12 protein-coding genes and 1 pseudogene are annotated in these 17,214 nt (G+C 69.2%); 6 read left to right on the top strand and 7 right to left on the bottom strand.

Annotated features, from left to right (window positions below):
* Window positions 1-13: 13 nt before the first annotated feature.
* From OG718_RS07550 to OG718_RS07540, 3 genes are all read right to left on the bottom strand, one after another.
* Window positions 14-463 (bottom strand): spore-associated protein, encoded by a 450-nt coding sequence (locus OG718_RS07550; protein ID WP_143642602.1) that lies wholly within the window; start codon window positions 461-463, stop codon window positions 14-16.
* Window positions 464-894: 431 nt separating this feature from the next.
* Entirely contained in the window at window positions 895-1,440 is a 546-nt protein-coding gene (locus OG718_RS07545) for an AAA family ATPase (protein ID WP_328843687.1), read from the bottom strand.
* Window positions 1,441-1,665: 225 nt separating this feature from the next.
* Window positions 1,666-3,735 carry a serine/threonine-protein kinase gene (locus OG718_RS07540; protein WP_328843686.1) on the bottom strand — a complete coding sequence of 690 codons (2,070 nt, stop codon included), beginning with the start codon at window positions 3,733-3,735 and terminating at the stop codon, window positions 1,666-1,668.
* A gap of 165 nt (window positions 3,736-3,900) precedes the next feature.
* Between OG718_RS07540 and OG718_RS07535 the strand changes: the two genes are divergently transcribed.
* On the top strand, window positions 3,901-4,389 hold the full coding sequence (locus OG718_RS07535) for a MarR family winged helix-turn-helix transcriptional regulator (protein ID WP_143642605.1): 489 nt from the start codon (window positions 3,901-3,903) through the stop codon (window positions 4,387-4,389).
* The gene (locus OG718_RS07530; protein WP_328843685.1) at window positions 4,386-5,675 is read left to right on the top strand and encodes an MFS transporter; all 1,290 of its coding nucleotides are present in this window, start codon (window positions 4,386-4,388) and stop codon (window positions 5,673-5,675) included. The genes OG718_RS07535 and OG718_RS07530 overlap by 4 nt, the downstream gene beginning before the upstream one ends.
* Window positions 5,676-5,759: 84 nt before the next feature.
* On the opposite strand, the gene OG718_RS07525 is transcribed toward OG718_RS07530, so the two are convergent.
* The 3 genes from OG718_RS07525 to OG718_RS07515 all read right to left on the bottom strand — a co-directional run bounded on the left by OG718_RS07525 (window position 5,760) and on the right by OG718_RS07515 (window position 11,490).
* Complete coding sequence (locus tag OG718_RS07525) at window positions 5,760-6,518, bottom strand: YhjD/YihY/BrkB family envelope integrity protein (RefSeq protein WP_306935764.1); 759 nt, start codon at window positions 6,516-6,518, stop codon at window positions 5,760-5,762.
* Window positions 6,519-7,175: 657 nt separating this feature from the next.
* Window positions 7,176-10,469: a GH92 family glycosyl hydrolase gene (locus OG718_RS07520; RefSeq protein WP_328843684.1), complete on the bottom strand. Its 3,294-nt coding sequence runs from the start codon at window positions 10,467-10,469 to the stop codon at window positions 7,176-7,178.
* 562 nt (window positions 10,470-11,031) lie between these two features.
* On the bottom strand, window positions 11,032-11,490 hold the full coding sequence (locus tag OG718_RS07515) for a DUF6086 family protein (protein ID WP_328843683.1): 459 nt from the start codon (window positions 11,488-11,490) through the stop codon (window positions 11,032-11,034).
* 538 nt (window positions 11,491-12,028) lie between these two features.
* On the opposite strand from OG718_RS07515, the gene OG718_RS07510 reads away from it, so the two are divergent.
* Both OG718_RS07510 and OG718_RS07505 read left to right on the top strand, forming a co-directional pair.
* Window positions 12,029-13,117 carry a LacI family DNA-binding transcriptional regulator gene (locus OG718_RS07510; protein ID WP_143642609.1) on the top strand — a complete coding sequence of 363 codons (1,089 nt, stop codon included), beginning with the start codon at window positions 12,029-12,031 and terminating at the stop codon, window positions 13,115-13,117.
* Window positions 13,118-13,393: 276 nt separating this feature from the next.
* The gene (locus OG718_RS07505; protein WP_328843682.1) at window positions 13,394-13,843 is read left to right on the top strand and encodes a DUF5959 family protein; all 450 of its coding nucleotides are present in this window, start codon (window positions 13,394-13,396) and stop codon (window positions 13,841-13,843) included.
* Here the strand turns inward: OG718_RS07505 and OG718_RS07500 are convergent.
* Window positions 13,823-14,397: pseudogene (locus OG718_RS07500) on the bottom strand (transposase); the annotation flags it as partial. The gene OG718_RS07505 and the pseudogene OG718_RS07500 overlap by 21 nt on opposite strands.
* 54 nt (window positions 14,398-14,451) lie before the next feature.
* On the opposite strand from OG718_RS07500, the gene OG718_RS07495 reads away from it, so the two are divergent.
* Both OG718_RS07495 and OG718_RS07490 read left to right on the top strand, forming a co-directional pair.
* Window positions 14,452-15,411, top strand: coding sequence for an ADP-ribosylglycohydrolase family protein (locus OG718_RS07495; protein ID WP_328843681.1), 960 nt, complete (start codon window positions 14,452-14,454; stop codon window positions 15,409-15,411).
* A gap of 550 nt (window positions 15,412-15,961) precedes the next feature.
* Entirely contained in the window at window positions 15,962-17,206 is a 1,245-nt protein-coding gene (locus tag OG718_RS07490) for a sugar ABC transporter substrate-binding protein (RefSeq protein WP_328843680.1), read from the top strand.
* Window positions 17,207-17,214: the final 8 nt, after the last annotated feature.

The following is a 17,214-nucleotide window of genomic DNA, read 5'->3' as shown; positions in this document are numbered from 1 at the left end:
GAGGAGGAGCGGGTCAGCGGGTGAACGTGGCCCGGTGCTCCTTGAGCGCTGCGCAGTTGGAGCCGGATATCTGCACGTACACGTTCTTGATGTGGCCGCCCCAGTTGACGCAGTGGGCCTTGCCGTACACGTAGGCCGGACCCGCGTACGACGTGTACCGCCCGAAGTCCTCCGCACCTTCATCGGTGTCGGGCACGTAGATCCAGGTGGACATGTCCACTGCGGTGCCGGGGCTGTTGCGGATGGTCGCGACGCAGTTCTCGCCGTTCGACGAGTTGTAGGTCAGGTAGACGGTGCCCAACGAGCCGACGGGAGCCGAGTTCACGGTCTTGTAGCTGCTGCCGCAGACCTTCTGCGGTGTGGTGTTGGGTGCGGCGGAGGCGGGTGCCGCCAGCGCGGTGGTGGCTCCCACCGACAGGGCCGCCAAAGCGGCACCGGCCAGGACGGAACGGTTGAATCTCATATTTCCCCCTTGTGCTTCTTGCAGGCGTTTGCTCCTGCCTGGTGTGACACGCGGGGCATCCGAATGGTTGTGCACAGTTCGCGCGAGGGTTCCGCATGATGCCGTCGTGCCCGTCCGGACCGAGATGCGTTTCCTGGCCCGAACTCACGCTGGACGGCTGCCTGTTGAGCGGCATCGTTGACCTCGCGCGTACCTGAGCGGGGGAGTCTGTGGGTCGATGTCCTCGGCGGCCATAGGTGATCAGGGCTTGTTCAACTGAGCGACAGGCAACGCGGTTCGGCGTCCGTGAGGGGCGTGGCGGCAGGGAGCAATGAGGGTCTTCCGACCTCACGGTGCCGACCTTGAGTCGCACCCTTCTGCGAAACGACGAAGCTCCTGGTGGACGGGTCCTCGACCAAGATCACCCTGTCCGCCAGGAGTTTCGTGGGGGATTACCCGGTCCGGCCGACACCGACTCGGGTGAGCACGCTGTCGGCCAGTTCCTGCGGGGTCAGCTCGCCGTCCAGGAACACGGTGTCGCCTGGCAAGGTGTCGGCCGCGGCCGTGCACGGCTCGATCCTGTCCTTGCACCACCGCCGGACCTGCTCATCCTTGGCGGGATCGTCCGGGGTGAAGCTCCGCTCGTCGATCCGCTTCACCAGGACTTCCGGCGAGACCTTGAGGAAGAAGTGGTGGGCGACGATGCCCGCGTCCTTGAGCGCGCCGAAGATCTCGCCGACATGCCCGGGGTTGACCAGCGTCATGGGGACCAGGACGGGGCGTTGATACTCCTGGACCAGACCCACGGCCAGGTCCGCGACCTGCCGCCGCCACAGTCGCAGATCCTGGAAGTCGCCGGTCGGCACCTCGACGATCTCGCGCAGCACATACCCGACCATCTCCGGGTCGTAGACCAGTGCCTCGGGCCAACGTGGACGCAGTTCATCCACCAGCGTGCTCTTCCCGCTGCCGAACGCACCGTTCACCCAGACGATCACACGCTTCTCCCACCTCATCGTCGGTGACCCGCGTCCTGGGCGCGCCCGTATCCAAAACGTCGCGATGCCCAGGTGGAGTCGATTCACTGCCAGATCATGACCCAACGATCGCCAACTGGGGCCAAAACCCACTGACATGCAGGGCCGTCACAAACTGGTCACCCGCGGTGCAGAAGCCTCACTGCCGACCCGTGAGCAACCGGGGCTGAGCGCTGGGCTGTTGGACTACACCGGCCGGTTGACCGCCGCGATGCCCCTGTTGGTGGCCACGTACACGTGCCGGCTGTCGACCACGGGTCGGTAGTCCGTCAGGACCGATGTCCTGGGGAAGGTCAGTACTCGCTGCGGAGCGCCGTTGCGGTCCACGACGAAGAGCCTTTCGCCGAGGAACGCGTAGATGAGGTCCTCATGGACGGTGGGATCGCTGCCGGTCGTGCCGCTCTGGCCATCCATCGTCCATGCCTTGGACCCGTCGTCGAAGTGGACCGCCACGAGCCTTCCGGCGAACGAGTGGACTACCAGGCCCTTGGAGCCGGCGCCGTCGGGCGGGACGACGGCGGTTCCGTTGAACTCGGCGGGCCGCCTGTCGGAGGAGTCCGTCTGGAACCCCGACAGTCGTGTTCCCTTCTCCGCGTCGAGGGTGATCAGCTCCTTGGTGTAGATGGCCACGTAGATCACGTTGTCCGCTACCACCGGAGGCTCGTGTGTCTGATCGGGCAGGCCCGCGCGCCAGGCCAGACTCCCGTCGGACCGGTAGGCGCGAACCATGTGCTTCTTGGCGAACACGTCGGTGGTCACAAGAACCAGTTCGCCGGCCAGTACCGGAATCGTGTTGTAGTGGTCCCCGGCGAACGCACGCTCCCAGCGCACGCGGCCGCCAACATCCAGCGCGCACAGCTTCTGTCCGTTGCCGGACAGGCAGTAGGCACCATCGTCGGTGGCCACGGCCGCCCCGACCGTGCCTCCGTACAGGGGCGGTTCGCCCAGATCCGTCTTCCACAGCTCCCCGCCGTCCGGAGACACGGCGTGCAGTTTGCCGTCCACACCCCCGAAGTAGAGGGTGTCGCCGTCGGGTGACAGCGTCACACTGGGCCCGCCCATCTCGCTGAGCCTGGCGATGCCGTAGGCCCAGTCCACGACCGCGGGCTGCAGCGTGGCCGAGGGGCGTGCCGAGGGCGAGGTGCTGCCGCCGGCGTTCTCTCCGTCGCCGCCCGGATTCCGCAGCCACAGCCACCCTCCGGTGCCGACTCCGGCGGCGGCCAGTGTCCCGGCCGCGAGCCCCTGAAGCAGCCGTCGCCGGGACGGCGGTGCCGAGGGCGCGTCGGCCGGAACGTCGGTGACCGTCAGCGGAGCCACGTACTCGACCCGGCTCTCCTGCTCCCCGGAGTCCCGCTCGGGAAGCCATCGCTGGACGCCCTCGGAGGATTCGGAGCCTGCCGTGGCGGCCGTGTACCACCCCGGGTGCCAGCTCTCCCGCAGCGTCTCGGGTGTGTGGGCCACCGCCGACATCACCTCGCCCGGGGTGGGCCGCTCCTCCGGTTCCTCCCGCAGACAGGGCTCGACGAGCCACCGTATGCCCTCAGGGACCGCGGACAGGTCGAAGTCCCGGTTCATGATGCGCATCAGGACCACCGCGTCCTGGCCTTCGCCGAACGGCTCGCGCCCCGCCGCCGCGTACGCGAGGACAGCGCCGAGCGCGAAGACGTCGCTAGGCGGCCCCACCCGGCCGTTGTTGCGGATCTGCTCGGGCGAGACGTACCCGACCGAGCCGACGACGGTTCCGGTGCGGGTCAGCGCGGTCGCCTCCAGTGCCCGCACGATGCCGAAGTCGATGACCCGCGGTCCGTCCTGTGCCAGCAGGATGTTGGAGGGCTTCAGGTCCCGGTGGACCATGCCCTGACCGTGGATCGCGATGAGCGCCTCGCCGAGGGCGGCTGCCAGTGATCGCACTGCTTCCTCGGGCAGTCGGCCGTGGTCCAGGACGGCGTCGCGCAGGTTCGGGCCGTCGATGAACTCCGAGGCCATCCAGGGAAGTTCGGCTTCGGTGTCCGCGTCGACGACACGGGCGATGTACGTCCCGGGACCGCCCACGGTCCGCGCCGCCCGCACCTCCTGACGGAAACGGGCCCGGAAGGTCCGGTCCTCGGCATGCTCGGCCCGCACCAGTTTGACGGCCAGCCGCGGGCCGGCGGGTGCCTCCGCGAGGTAGACCTCGCCCATGCCGCCCGCACCGAGTCTGCCCAGAACCACGTACGGGCCGATCCACCGAGGATCCGTTTCGCGGAGCGCCTGCACCTCGAACTCCCCCTGTTCGCCTGTGCGATTCGTACGGCCGCAGAAAGGGAGCGTATACGCCGGAAACCCCTCGGGTCAGCGGTCGCTCCCGCAACTGGAACGGGTGCGCCCGATGAGGTCCAGGTGAAGGGCCGCCAATTATCGCAGCGCTGTTATATTAGCGCTGTGACATATTCTGATCCCACGGCGCGGCCCGATCCCTGGCAGGCACTGCACCAGCTGCTGGCCGCCATGGACGCCGAGATCGAGCAGGTCTACGTCGAACGTGGCATCCAGGGAGTACGGCCGCGGTTCGCCTATCCGCTGATCCGGCTTGCCCACACCGGGCCACTGACCATCCGTGAGCTCGCGGAGTCCCTGGACCGCTCGCACTCCGCGATCAGCCAGACCATCGCCGCCATGCGCAAGGAGGGTCTGGTCACCTCCGAGCCGGGGCCCGACGCCCGCACCCGCCGGATCGACCTGACCGAGCGCGGCCGGTCGCTGGTGCCGTTCCTGGAGGCCGAGTGGCGCGCCACGCACGCGACGGTCGCTGAGCTGGACGCAGAGATTCCGTACGCGCTGACCACCGTTGTCGAGGAGGTGCGGCGGGCGCTGGAACGCCGGTCGATGCGGCAGCGGATCCTCCACCACCTCGTCGAGCCTTCGGGATGAGGTGGCGTATCCGGTTCCTCGACACCCGCCCGCTGCGAAGCAGCCGGCCGTTCCGCGACCTGTGGATCGGATCCTCGGCCTCTCAACTCGGCGGGCAGATAGCCACCGTGGCGGTGCTGGCCCAGGTGTGGGACCTGACCGGCAGCCCGGTCGGCACCGGCGCCATCGGGCTTGCGACCGGCCTGCCGATGGTGGTGTTCGGACTGCTCGGCGGCACGTTGGCCGACTCCGTCGACCGCCGTGCGGTGGTACGGGCCACCTCCGTAGGTCAACTGCTGGCCGCCGCAGGGCTGTGCGCCCAGGCGCTGGCGGACAACCGAAACGTGCCGCTGCTGCTCGCCCTGGTCGCCGTCGGGACCGCCTGCGGCGCGCTCGGCGCCCCTGCCCGGCGTACGTTTCCGGTCCGGTTGCTGTCTTCCGACCAGGTCGCCGCCGGTCTCGCGCTGACCAACGTCTCGTTCCAGGCGGCGATGCTGGCCGGGCCCGCGCTGGCCGGGCTGATCATCGCCCACTGGGGCTTTCCTGCCGCCTACGCAGCACAGGCCGTGGCCGTCGCCGTCTCGATGCTCGCGGTGATCCGCCTCCCGGCCATGAAGCCCGAGGGTGCCGACGCGGCGGGCGGCAGGCGCCGTCCGGAGCGCGGCGGCTGGGGGATCATCCTGCGCCGTCCGACGCTGTGGGGCTCGATGGCCACCGACCTGTCCGCGACGTTGTTCGCCATGCCCATCGCACTCTTCCCGCTGGTCAACGAAATCCGCTTCGACGGCAACCCGCAGACCCTCGGCCTGTTCCTCTCGGCCGTCGCGGTCGGTGGGATCACAGCCGGCCTGCTCTCCGGCACGGTGACGCGCCGGCGCCGAGGCGGCCTGGTCCAGCTCTCCGCGGCCGGCGTCTGGGGCGTGGCGCTGGCCTGCTTCGGCCTTGCCGGGCCGCTGTGGCTGGCGCTCGGTTGCCTGGCCGTGGCCGGTGCCGCCGACACGGTGTCCGTGGTCACCCGAAGCGCCCTGGTCCAGTTGGAGACTCCGGATGCGTACCGGGGGAGGGTTTCCTCCGTGGAACACGTCATCGGTGTCGCGGGGCCCGAACTCGGCAACTTCCGTGGCGGCCTTCTGGCGTCGGCCACCTCCGCCTCCTTCGCCCTGGTCGCCGGCGGCCTGTCCGCCGTCCTGGCGATTGCCGCCGTGGCCGCGGCCAACGCCCCTCTCCGCGCCTACCGCACGCCGCCTGCCACCGCGGAGCCAACCGCCCGCGGGGTTGCCGACGCGGCGACGGCTGCTGCTGGGTAGGTCTGTCGGGCGCAGCCGCAGCCGCAGCCGCAGCCGTCGGGCAGGCGGTCTGCCCCGTTTCAGGCCGACGAGCGTCTCGGAGCTTCAGCGCTTCCGGGAGCGGGAGCGGGACCGGGCGCGAGGGTGGGGGTGTGGAACGTGGTGCGGTTCGTGGAGGTACCAGTAGCGACCGACGAGGGCGCCGCCGAAGACGACGAAGCCGACACCGATGAGCCAGGACGTCACGATCAGGACGGTGCCGACCGAACCGTACGAGACCGCGTTGCTCACGATGAGCGGGGAGAAGACCAGGGACGAGAACAGGCGCAGGCCGACCAGGCCCGCCACCGTGGCGATGGCCCCCGGCAGGAGGGCGCGCCAGGGGATGCGGCCGCCCAGCAGGAAACGCTGTGCCCACCAGAAGAAGAGGACGCCGATCAGGGAGGACAGCCCGATGCGGCCCCACGAGCGCAGGGTTCCCGACCCCAGGACGGCCACGCTCTGCGCTTCGGCGAAGAGGTAGGCCGTAAGAGCGGCGAGCCACACCACGCGTCTCCATACGGTGTGCCAGCGCCCGGCCTGCAGGTCCCACACCTTTTCGTAACCGGTCTGGACGCTGCCCGCGAACGTCACTCCGAAGAGCGCGAGCAGCACCACGCTCAGGACGCTGGTCGTGCTCAGGACCGTGCCGGGTGCGGCGAAGAGGTCCTGTACGGCGTCGGCGGGGCGTCCGGACAGCCCCATGCCGTCCACGATCCACAGGGCGAACCCGCGTTCCTGGATCGGAAGGGCCGCCGCCACCACGATCAGCAGCGGCGCGAGCGTCACCAGTCCCAGCGCCGCGAAGCCCATGGCCCGGTGCATCAGCTCCACTTCTTTGCCACGCTGCCAAACGTGGGTGCCCCTGTCATGGAGGAAGCGCCCCAGTTCCGCCGACCGGTGCCTGCGGCTGTGTAGGTGCGTCCAGCCCCTGGCTTTGTCCGTGCCCCCGCTCCTGCCCCTGCCTGATCGGCCGGGGTGCGCGGAACCCGGAGATTCCGACGCCCCCGTGGAGTCCGGAGGCCCCGTTGCGCCGGACGATGCAGAGGACTCGGAGGACTCGGACGGCTCAGACGGGTCCGAAAGGCGGGTCATGTCCCGCGCTCCGCTCCAGAACGAGAGGGCGACGAGGCATACGAGAGCCACGACGGCTGCGAGAAGCCTGCCGCAACGGTGGCACGACCCCGTGGCACATACGTGGTCACCTCGTCCTGTGCTCCTGTGCTCCTGTGCTCCGTGCTCCTGTTCCCGTGTACCGGCACGGGGGCTCGTCCCCGCACCGGACGGCCCCGTGCATCACGAGTGGGTGCTTCCAGCGTGCCCCGCCACCTCCGGAAGCGCGACCGGCTCAGCACCCTCGGTACGCGTTGGCCTCGGTACGCGTTCCGATGCGGGCCCCGGTCCTGATGCCGATACCGATGCCGGGCATGGACATCAGGACCTTGGAGAGAGGGGGACGGCTGCCCCCGCCCCGCAAGCCGCCTAGGACAGCGTGATCGCGTACACCTCGACCCGTGGATCGTCCGGCAGTGTCAACGAGCGGATCACCTTGGCGTCGTCCAACTCGATGGAACTGCCGAACAGCCGTACCGGCGGTCCGTCGACGCCCTGGCCGGCCTTGATCCGGTGGGGCATGTCGAGGACGACGGTGCTGCCGTCGGGGGCCGACCCGGCCCAGTCGCCGACCTTGAGCGGTAGCTCGGAGCTGCTGCCGTCGGCGTATCGGACGGTCAGCCCGGTCGTCACCGGCCCGTTGTGCGACGCGGCCACCAGGCGCAGGGTGCCGTGGCTTCGGGCGGGCACGAGCAGCGTCTGGCCGCGGGCCTCGACGAAGTTCGCGGCGGTCCCGGTCGGATCCGGTGCCTCGTACCTCACGCCGTCCCAGGTGACAGGACCGGCGGCAGGAAGCAGGCCGGCGTCGTAACTCCAGCCCGATCCGTCGAAGTCACCCTGGCCCGGCTTGTCCACGCTCGCCGTCCCGTCGTGCGCCATGTCCCTGTTCAGGTCCACTGCGCACTGCTTGTCCGTGGCTGTTGCACACTTTGCGGCCGGGCGCACCTCGACGGTGGCGTCCCGGGTCACTCGGCCCGCTCCCTTCGCCTCGACCAGGAGGCGCACCGGGTACGACCCGGCGGCGGTGCCGGGTGGCACGGTCACCTCCACGGACACCGTCTTCTGCACGGGCAGGCGCAGGGACCGGATCCGCAGCGGCGAGCGCGGAGTCGTCGTCACCTGCCAGCCGGTGGGCGCCTGAGCCGTCACCGACGCCCGCAGCTCACCGGGCGCCTGTCCGAGGACGTCCAGGGTCAGGTGGGCGGTCTGAGCCGTGTCGCCGACCGGGACGACGTCGGAGGAACTCCGCAGGGACGCATCCAGCTGGCGTCGGCCGTCGGCAACCGCCCGGTTGACCGACGGCGGCTGGGCACCCGCACCGGTGCCCCAGGCCGACGGCGTCGCACCGAGCCGGTGGACCAGGGTGCCGCCGTGCGAGACCTTGTCCCAGTCCAGCCAGGTGCGCTTCACGTCCCGGCCGTCGAACGACGCACGCTGTACGTACCGGTTGGTGTCGCTCACCCCCGGCGCTTTGATCGTCAGCGTGCCGCCCTGCCGTTTCCCGTACCGGCCGATCGTGATGGCCGCCGAATCGAACTGCGGGCTGGACAGCGCCAGGAAGTCGCCGCCGCTCATCGTCGGGTAGAGGCCGAGCGAGGAGAACACGTACCAGGCCGACATGGTGCCCAGGTCGTCGTTGCCGGTCATGCCGTCGGGCCCGTTCGTGAACAGCGTCATCGCGGCGCGCACCACGGTCGCCGTCTTCGCCGGCGCGCCCGCCCACAGATACATGTAAGGCGCGTGGAGATCGGGCTCGTTGTTCGGGTTGTAGGTCGGCTTGCCGTAGTAGTCGTACGGCTGGGAGATCCAGTCCTCGCGTGCCGTGCCCGCCGGGTCGGTGAGCAGCTTGTCGTAGGCGAAGAAGGAGTCGAGCCGCTTCTCCGTGGCCTTCCGGCCGCCCATCAGCCCGACGAGACCTGCGGGGTCCTGAGGCACGAGCCACTGGTACTGGTACGCGCCGCCCTCGTGGAACTGGTGGCCCGCTTCGACCGGGTCATACGGTGTCATCCACGTCCCCGCGGTCGTGCGAGGCCGGAACTGGCCGATCGAGGAGTCCCACAGATTGCAGTACCACTGGCCGCGGGCCGCGAACTGCCGTGCGTCGGAGTCGTGCCCGAGCCCCTTGGCCATCAGGGCCAGTGACGCGTCTGCCGCCGAGTACTCCAGGGTCGCCGAAGCCGGGTGGGTGCAGTCGTTGTCGCCGCCCTTGTCCGCGCAGTCCTTCTTCAGCTGCAGGCCGGAGGGCACGTAGCCGCGCTTGCTGTACTGGTCCACGGCGGAGCGGCCGTTGTACGGGGAGTCGGCGGGCGGGGTGCTGGTCGCGTTCTTCCTCAGCAGCGCGTAGGCCTCGTCCTCGTGACCGGCCAGCAGGCCCTTCGACCATGCCTCGACGAGGAAGGGTGTCACGGGGTCGCCGGTCATGATGTTGGTCTCGCTGTTGGCGAGGGCCCACCTGGGCAGCCACCCGCCGTCCTTGCCGATCGCGAGGACCGACAGGGCGACGTCCCGGGCGACGCGTGGCTCCACCATCTCCAGCAGCTGGTTCTGCGGCCGGTAGGTGTCCCACAGCGACAGGTTCTGATAAGGCGTGAAGTCGGAGGCGGTGTGCACCGCGCCGTCGAAGCCCGTGTAGCGGCCGTCGACGTCACCGGCCAGGTTCGGGTGCAACTGGGCGTGGTAGAGGGCGGTGTAGAACACCTTCCGCCGGTCCTGGGAGCCTCCGCCGATCTTGATCGAGGAGAGCTGCTTCTCCCAGGTGGCGCGCAGCGCGGCACGCCTGGCGTCGAAGTCGTACGAGTCCCCGGTCTCCTCCGCGAGGTTCTTCCGGGCACCGTCCATGCCGGTGTACGACAACCCCACCTTCACGACGGCGTCCCGGTCGTCGGTCGCGTCGAAGGTCACCCAGGCACCATTGGCGCCGTCCCCTTCGGCATCGCGAGCGCCCGGCTCAGGGGTTGAACCGCGCCAGGTGCCGTGATCCTTGAAGGGCCGGTCGAAGGTGGCGGTGAAGTAGACGGTGTGCTGGTCCTTCCCGGCACAGAACCCTCCGGCACGCACCCGCCCCTCCACCGTGCGATCGCCGACCACGTGCACCTCGGAGTCGAACACGTTCTGGTTGGCCTTGCCGGTGTTGAACAGCACGTTCGCCGCCCCGGTGGCCGGGAAGGTGTACCGCTGCCAGCCCGTGCGCTGCGTGGCGGTCAGCTCGGCATCGATGTCGTACGTCGACAGTCCCACCCGGTAGTAGCCGGGGGTGGCTTCCTCGTCGTCGTGCGAGTACTTGGAGCGGTACGTGTCCGGGTTCACGCTGTCGACCGCGCCGGTGGTCGGCATGATGGGCAGCTCTCCTGAGACACCGCAGCCGACTCCGGAGAGGTGGGTCTGGCTGAATCCGTGGATCTTGTCCTGCTGATAGTCGTATCCGCCCTGTCCGCCGGTGTCCGGACTGACCTGGACCATGCCGAACGGGGCGGCGGCTCCGGGGAACGTGTTCCCGAAGTTCTGGGTGCCGATGAAGGGATTCACCAGTGCGGCTGGGTCGGAGACCGGCTCCGCAGCCGCCGCGATGGGCGGAAGGGCACCCCCGAACAGCAGGCCCGGGATGAGCAAGCCGACGCCCACAGCGATCGCGCGGGCCGTTATCCGTCTGACGGACAGCCGCATCGGGCAGACCTCCTTGACAACGTTGTCTCAGTGGGGCAGACCGTGAACGTGTCATGTCGGCCGGATCGCTGTCAATGGTCCAAACACCGCCGTGCGCGGGTGAGTTCGCCTGCCCGCGGCGCATGCGGCCGCTCGGGGCGACGTGTCGTCGTCCTCCTGAACAGGGACGTGAAGACGTGCGACCACCACTCTGTCCGGGTGACATGGGCTTGTAGTGGGGTCAGCGGCCCGCGACGGGGTCGCGGTGGGCGATGGCTGAGGCCAGGACGCGGCTCTGAAATGCGCCACAAACACCTGGGGCTGCAGCGTCAAGCGGCAGCGCCACCGCTATGCGTGCGGCACTGGTCCGGCGAGGTCGTGGGAGCCGACATGACGCGACGACATCCGCGAATCCATCCTTGGCCTCGCCATCTGCCTGATCGTCCACCGCCACGTCCAACGCCAATGTCACGACCTCTTGGCGGAAGTCTCAGTTGAGGCGTCAACGAGGCATCCATGAGGCAGAAACGGCAGGCTGGTCCGGGGTGTTGGGGCAGTGAGGGGCGGCATTGGGTGCACCGGCTCAGCGTGCCATCCAGCGGTCCATCTCCCGTGCCCGGGTGTCCAACGCGGTGACGACGGCGGCCGACGTGGTCCGGGGATTTCCGGGAACCTGCACGTCGCGCCGAACGCCAACACACGCATGACCGGACTCGGGTCCGGACTCGGGTCCGGTCATCTCCACCTCGATTCCCGCCCGCCGCGCGAGCGCGACCGCCGTCGCCACGAACCCTTCGGAGAGCGCGAGGATCACGGAGTGCCCCGCCCGGCAGTGCCAGGCGACGAGGCAGCGTACGAACTCCGCGTACACGGCCGGATCGACCTCAAGCGTGTCCGGGTCGCCCCAATGCTTGCCCTGACCGATTCCCGAGGCCAGTTCGAGCTCCGCCTCGAAGACCTCGACCTGTCGTAGGAAGAGGCGGCCGGCACCGTTCGACGGGTTCCACAGCGTCTCGTCACCGATGTCGAAGTACATGCTCATCGTCAATCCCCCATGCTCAGCCGCCCCGGCACAGGGTAGAAGACCGGGCGGGTGGCAGGCACTTGGGTAAAACGCCGCCTTGGGGGCCAAGGTTCGTTGCCGCGCCATGGGCACAGTCGGGCAAGAGCAGCCGGCGCCGGACGGGCTGTGGGAGATCTTCCAGGGATGCGGCGCCTGACCCGCCCGCGCGCGCCCAGGGTGGTGGTCGGCGGTGTGCGGCGGTGTGACGACCGCGCGGTCCTGGCAGCGATCATCTTCATCGCCCCATCGGGCTGCACCTGGCGGCAGCTGCCGCCAGTCTTGGGCGTCCCTGGCGGACGGTCCGCCGGCGCTGTACCGGCTGGTCCAAGGCCCGCTCCCGGAGGCCGGATTCTCCAGCGCAGGCAGGGGGAAGGCCCCCGCCTCCGCTGCCGCGGCGCCCCTCGGCTCCGAGCCTCCGGTTGCCTCACGGACGTGCCCGCCCCTAGGGTGAATGCGCTTTCATCTACATGCATGCATCAGGAGAGACGGGGGCCCGACCCATGAACGGCACCGCATCGTGAACGCGATCCCCACGGTGTACGACGTGGCCGAACGCTCCGGCGTATCCATCGCCACGGTGTCCAGGGTGTACCGCAGCCCCGACTCCGTGCGTGCCGCCACCCGTGAACGGGTGCTGGCGGCGGCGGGCGAACTGGGATACGTGCCGAGCGGCAACGCCCGCGGACTCGCCAGCCGTTCGACCGGCGTCCTCGGCCTGTGCTTCCCGGACTATTCCGACCCGGACACGCTCGGTGCCGAGGACGACGATGCCGCGATGCTCTACTCGGACCAGATCATCCGGGGCATGGAACGCGCGGCCCGCCGACACGGGTACGCACTGCTGATCGCGGCCTCTCTCGAAGGCGGCCCGGAGAACCTCGTGGCCCAGGTGGCCGGCCGTGTGGACGGCTTCGCGGTGATGGCCCGTACGGTGCCGACCGAGGAGCTCGAAGTGATCTCCCGGCGCCGACCCGTGGTGATGCTGGCCGGCCCTCGCGCGCAGGACCCCTCGCTCGACCATCTCGACCACGTCGAGGTCGCCAACGAGGACGGTCAGTACGAGCTGACCCGCCACCTGGTCGACGACCACGGGCTGCGCCGCCTCGCCTACGTGGGGCTCGTCGACGAGTCGCCGGACGTGGAGGCGCGCTTTCGCGGATTCCGCCGGGCCTGCCGCGAGGCCGGGATCGAGGCCGCCGCCGCTCCGGCACTGCGCATGCCGATGATGACCCAGGCCGAAGGCGCTCGCGCCGCTGACCTGCTGTGCGAGGGGAACGGCGACCGGCCCGAGGCGTTCGTCTTCGCCAACGACCAGATGGCGGTGGGCGCGCTCCATGCGCTCGAAAGCCGTGGCGTACGCGTGCCCGACGACGTAGTGGTGACCGGCTTCGACGGCATTCCGCTGAGTCGCCTGGTGCGCCCCGCCCTGACCACTGTGCGTCAGCCGATGGTGCGTATGGGGGAGGAGGCCGTCGACCTGCTCGTACGACGGCTGAGCGGACAGCCTCCGGAGGAGCCTGTCTCACTGATGCTGCCGGTCGGTGTGGTCCGCCGGGCAAGCTGCGGTTGCGACGAGGCACCGGCCCTCACGACGACGACCGGCTGAACGCCACCTCTCCGGCATTCGGCCACGGGCCCGCCCATCCACCTGCGACCGACCGGCCGCTCCTGGAGCGACGGGCTCACCTTCACCGCGCCTTGGTCGAACTCGGCCGTTCATGTGCCGAAGGGGAGGGGAGTGGCCCTCGGGACTCCCTGCCGATGGGCTGACTGCTGCCATTGGAACTCCTAACGGAATACCGACCGGGGTCAGTTCGCGACTCGTGCATGATGATCGGGAACGTTGCGGGTTTCGGGAGGGCGCGTGGATGAGGGCGATGGAGTGGACCTGATCTGCCTGATCGACTCGGACAGCAGCGTCCGGGTGCGCGTGCTGGGGCGGACCAGGCCGGGGGACACGCCGTACAACGACTACCTTGATGCCGAGCTCGTCATCATGAGCGCCTTCGCCGGCGGGCGCCTTGGGCTGTGCTTGTCACCTCAGGCTCTGGATGACTGGTCGACGGCCCTCGATGAACTTGCCAACGGGCGTGGCATCAGCTGGACGGCCACAGGCGACACCGAGGTCCGGATTGAGATCGACAGGTACTTTTCGACGACCCGTCCCATCGTCACGGTGGACGACAGTGGCGAGTCCGGCGTTTTGGTCCGTGTCGTCCTGGATCCGGGGGACGGCTGGGTGGACGAGCTGCGTGAGCAGTTCGGACGGTTCCGGCTGGCGTGGCCGAACGAGGTGGTGACGACGCCGTGGTCAAGAAGCTACTGGCACTGAGGTCAGGCGTCGCCAGCAGATGAGCACGCAGTCGAGCGTGAGGAGGGCCTCGTGTATGTCGTCGAGGGTCTCCCAGCGGATGCGCAGGCGGCGGAACCGGTGCAGGTGGGCGAACTTGCGTTCCACGACAGGCGTTGGCTGCCGAGGCCGGAGCCGTGCGCGGTGCTCCGGCGGGCGATCACCGGATTCACCCGAGGGCCCACACGAGGCGGCGGTACCTGTCGTGGTCGTAGCTGCGGTCGCCGAGCACCACGTCGGGGCGGCACCGGGCCGGCCGCGCTCGCCCCTCACGGGCGGCACGGCTTCGAGTACCGGGATGAGCTGGATGACGGCGTTGTGGTTGCCGCCGGTAAGGGTGACAGCGAGCGGGATGCCGGTGGCGTCGGTGAGCGGGTGGTGCTTGCTGCCCGTCCTGCCCCGGTGGTCGATGCTTCGTCCCGTCCTGGATCCCCTTTCAACGCGCGGATGTGCGATCCATCGACCGCCGCCCGAGAGAAGCCCAGGGCGTTCGGGTGGCGGGGCTTGGCAAGAAGCGCCGTCGATCGTTCGGGGAACCGAAGAAGGAACAGGGCCGCGGGTCGTCGGCGCGGCACGGATAACCTGCGCCAATGAAGCGGATTCAGCGGGCCGCTGGCGCGGTCGTCGGCTCAGCGGTGGGTGACGCCCTGGGCGGCCCCTTCGAGTTCGGTCCTCAGGGAGCGTTCTCCGCGCGGTTCCCCGCGCCTGGTGCCGGAGGCGAGATGTGCGGAGGCGGTGGCTGGGACCCCGGCGAGGCCACTGACGACACGCAGATGGCCGTCCTGGTCGCGGAGTCACTGCTGGAGCGGGGCGGACTGGATCTGCCGGACATCTTCGCCCGCTTCCAGCGGTGGGCAGCCTCGGAGCCGAAGGACATCGGCTTGCAGACCGAAGACGTCCTGACCAACGGCATGCCCTGGGACCTCGCCGCCGCGATCCATTTCCAGGTCAACCAACGAGCAGCGGGAAACGGATCCTTGATGCGGGCATCGACCTCCGCGGTCCACTTCGCGGCCGCCGGCCAAGAAGCCACCGTGGACGCGGCCCGCCGCATCGCTGCCCTTACCCATGGTGACCGCGCGGCATGGGAAGGCACCGCGATCTTCCACGAACTCATCCGCGTCACGTTCGAGGACGCCGACCCCCTCACCGCGCTCCCGGACATCCTGGCTCTCGTCCACCCCGACCACCGCGGCCGCTACGCCACCGTCCTCGCGCCCGACTGGCACCCCGATCAGGCGACCGAGTTCAACGGCGCCGTCTGGCCCTGCCTGGACTCCGCCGTCTGGGCCCTGCGCACCACCACCAGCTTCGAAGAAGCAGTGCGCGAGGCGATCGACCTCGGCGGTGACACGGACACCGTCGCCGCGGTGACCGGAGGCCTCGCGGGCGCGTACTACGGGCTGGATGCAATCCCCGCCCACTGGACCCAGCCTCTCCATGTCCCCCTCCCAGGATTCGGCCGACGGGTGCTGCACCTGGCAGAGCTGCTCCACCTTGCACACCGCCTCGGGGCTGAACGGGGTCTTGCTCATCAATCGACCGATTGATGAGCAAGACCAGTACGCGGTGGCGCAAAGCCGGATCGGCACCGGATCATGCCTATGAGACGGTGCTGCGGGCGGTGACACGTTCTTGCCGGCACCCATCGACGCGGGCTCCCGAACGTGCGACTGGTTGGAGCGCCTGCCCAAGCACGCCGGTGATCTGCCAACGGACGAGGGGCTGTTGAAGCGGCAACTGCGGTCGCTCACGTAAATCACGAACCCGTGGCGTACGGGCCCATCGCACGATAGCGACGGCAAAGACCGTACCCGTCACCGAGCGTGCGGCCGGCTTCCGGCGGCTTTCGCAGCCGCCAGTGATGGGAGCCCTCGATCGCAGATGCTTTCCCCACGCACTGATCCGTTTTACGTTGCTCTCGCACAGGTCCTTCGAGGTCGACGCCGTGTCGCCGGGCAGTGCGGGCCGCCCGTCGGACGTCCCTCTCGTTACGGGAGTGTGACCTGGACCCCTCTTGCCAGGCCCGGAATCGCTGCAACAGAGTGATGTATGCGCTTACAGGCAGCGCATACATCACTGCTCAAGGAGGAGCCGCCCATGAACCGCGCCGTCGCAACCGGGTCGATCGCACTCACCCTGGCGTCTGCGCTCACCCTCACCGCCTGTGGCGGTTCGGGTGGCGCGGGCGTGGCAGCAGACGCCAAGCAGACCCTGACCGTGTGGGCGATGGGCACGGAGGGGGAGAAGCTCGGCGACGTCGCCAAGGAGTACGAGAAGTCCCACTCCAACATCAAGGTCAAGATCACCCCGATCGGCTGGGACGTGGCCCACCAGAAGCTGGTCGCCGCTGCCGCCGCAGGGAAGCTGCCCGACGTGATGCAGATGGGCGGGAGCTACCTGGGAGAGTTCGCCGACATGGGCGTCCTGGAGCCGGTCGACACCAAGACCTTCCGTGAGGGCGACTTCTTCCCCGCCGCCTGGCAGCAGGGTTCCTACGACGGCAAGACCTACGGCGTCCCCTGGTACGTCGACACCCGCGTGCTCTTCTACCGCACCGACCTCGCCAGCAAGGCAGGGATCAAGAAGGCCCCGGCCACCATGGCCGAACTCCAGAGCGCCGCCGAGGCCTACCAGAAGAAGGCCGGCACGAAGTGGGGCCTGTCCATCCAGCCGGGCGGCCTCGACACCGTACAGAGCTTCTACCAGTTCCTGTACTCCGCAGGCGGCGCCATCATCGACGACAACGGCAAGGCCGTCGTGAACTCCGACGCGGCCGTCAAGGCGCTGGAGAACTACGGCAGTTACTTCGACAAGGGCCTCAGCGAGAAATCCGTACGCCCCGGCTACGACGTCACCAAGGACTTCAACTCCGGTGCCGTGCCCATGTTCTTCGGCGGCCCCTGGATCACCAACCTCCTCGACGAGAACTACCCCGACATCAAGGGGAAGTGGGCCGTCGCCCCGGTTCCCGCCGACGAGGCGTCCGTGTCCATGGCCGGCGGGTCCAGCCTGGCCGTCTCCGCCGACAGCGACCACAAGGCCGCCGCCAAGGAACTCGTCTCCTATCTCACCGGCGCCAAGGGCCAGGCCGACTGGTTCGAGCGCACCAACGACCTGCCCGCCAACACGGCCGCCTGGAAGTCCGGCGAACTCGCCACCGACCCCACCATGCAGGTGTGGCGGAAGCAGATGGACACCGCCCGCGCCACCCCCTCGCAGCCCAAGCTGACCGAGATCACCTCCAAGGTGGACACGGCCATCGAGTCGGTCACCCAGGGCAAGTCCTCGGCGAAGGAGGCGCTGGACAAGGCCCAGTCCGAGATCGAAGGCCTCGTGCAGTAGGAGAGCGT

Origin of the sequence: Streptomyces sp. NBC_00258, assembly GCF_036182465.1 — a bacterium.
Lineage (GTDB): Bacteria > Actinomycetota > Actinomycetes > Streptomycetales > Streptomycetaceae > Streptomyces.
Note: the sequence above shows the minus strand (reverse complement) of the source record. Positions and strands in the feature narration are given on the sequence as shown.

Bases quoted from the DNA above. Each gene is read 5' to 3' on its own strand.
- OG718_RS07550 (WP_143642602.1), bottom strand. From the start codon at position 463: ATGAGATTCAACCGTTCCGTCCTGGCCGGTGCCGCTTTGGCGGCCCTG.
- OG718_RS07530 (WP_328843685.1), top strand. From the start codon at position 4,386: ATGAGGTGGCGTATCCGGTTCCTCGACACCCGCCCGCTGCGAAGCAGC.
- OG718_RS07525 (WP_306935764.1), bottom strand. From the start codon at position 6,518: ATGCACCGGGCCATGGGCTTCGCGGCGCTGGGACTGGTGACGCTCGCG.
- OG718_RS07520 (WP_328843684.1), bottom strand. From the start codon at position 10,469: ATGCGGCTGTCCGTCAGACGGATAACGGCCCGCGCGATCGCTGTGGGC.
- OG718_RS07515 (WP_328843683.1), bottom strand. From the start codon at position 11,490: ATGAGCATGTACTTCGACATCGGTGACGAGACGCTGTGGAACCCGTCG.
- OG718_RS07495 (WP_328843681.1), top strand. From the start codon at position 14,452: ATGAAGCGGATTCAGCGGGCCGCTGGCGCGGTCGTCGGCTCAGCGGTG.
- OG718_RS07490 (WP_328843680.1), top strand. From the start codon at position 15,962: ATGAACCGCGCCGTCGCAACCGGGTCGATCGCACTCACCCTGGCGTCT.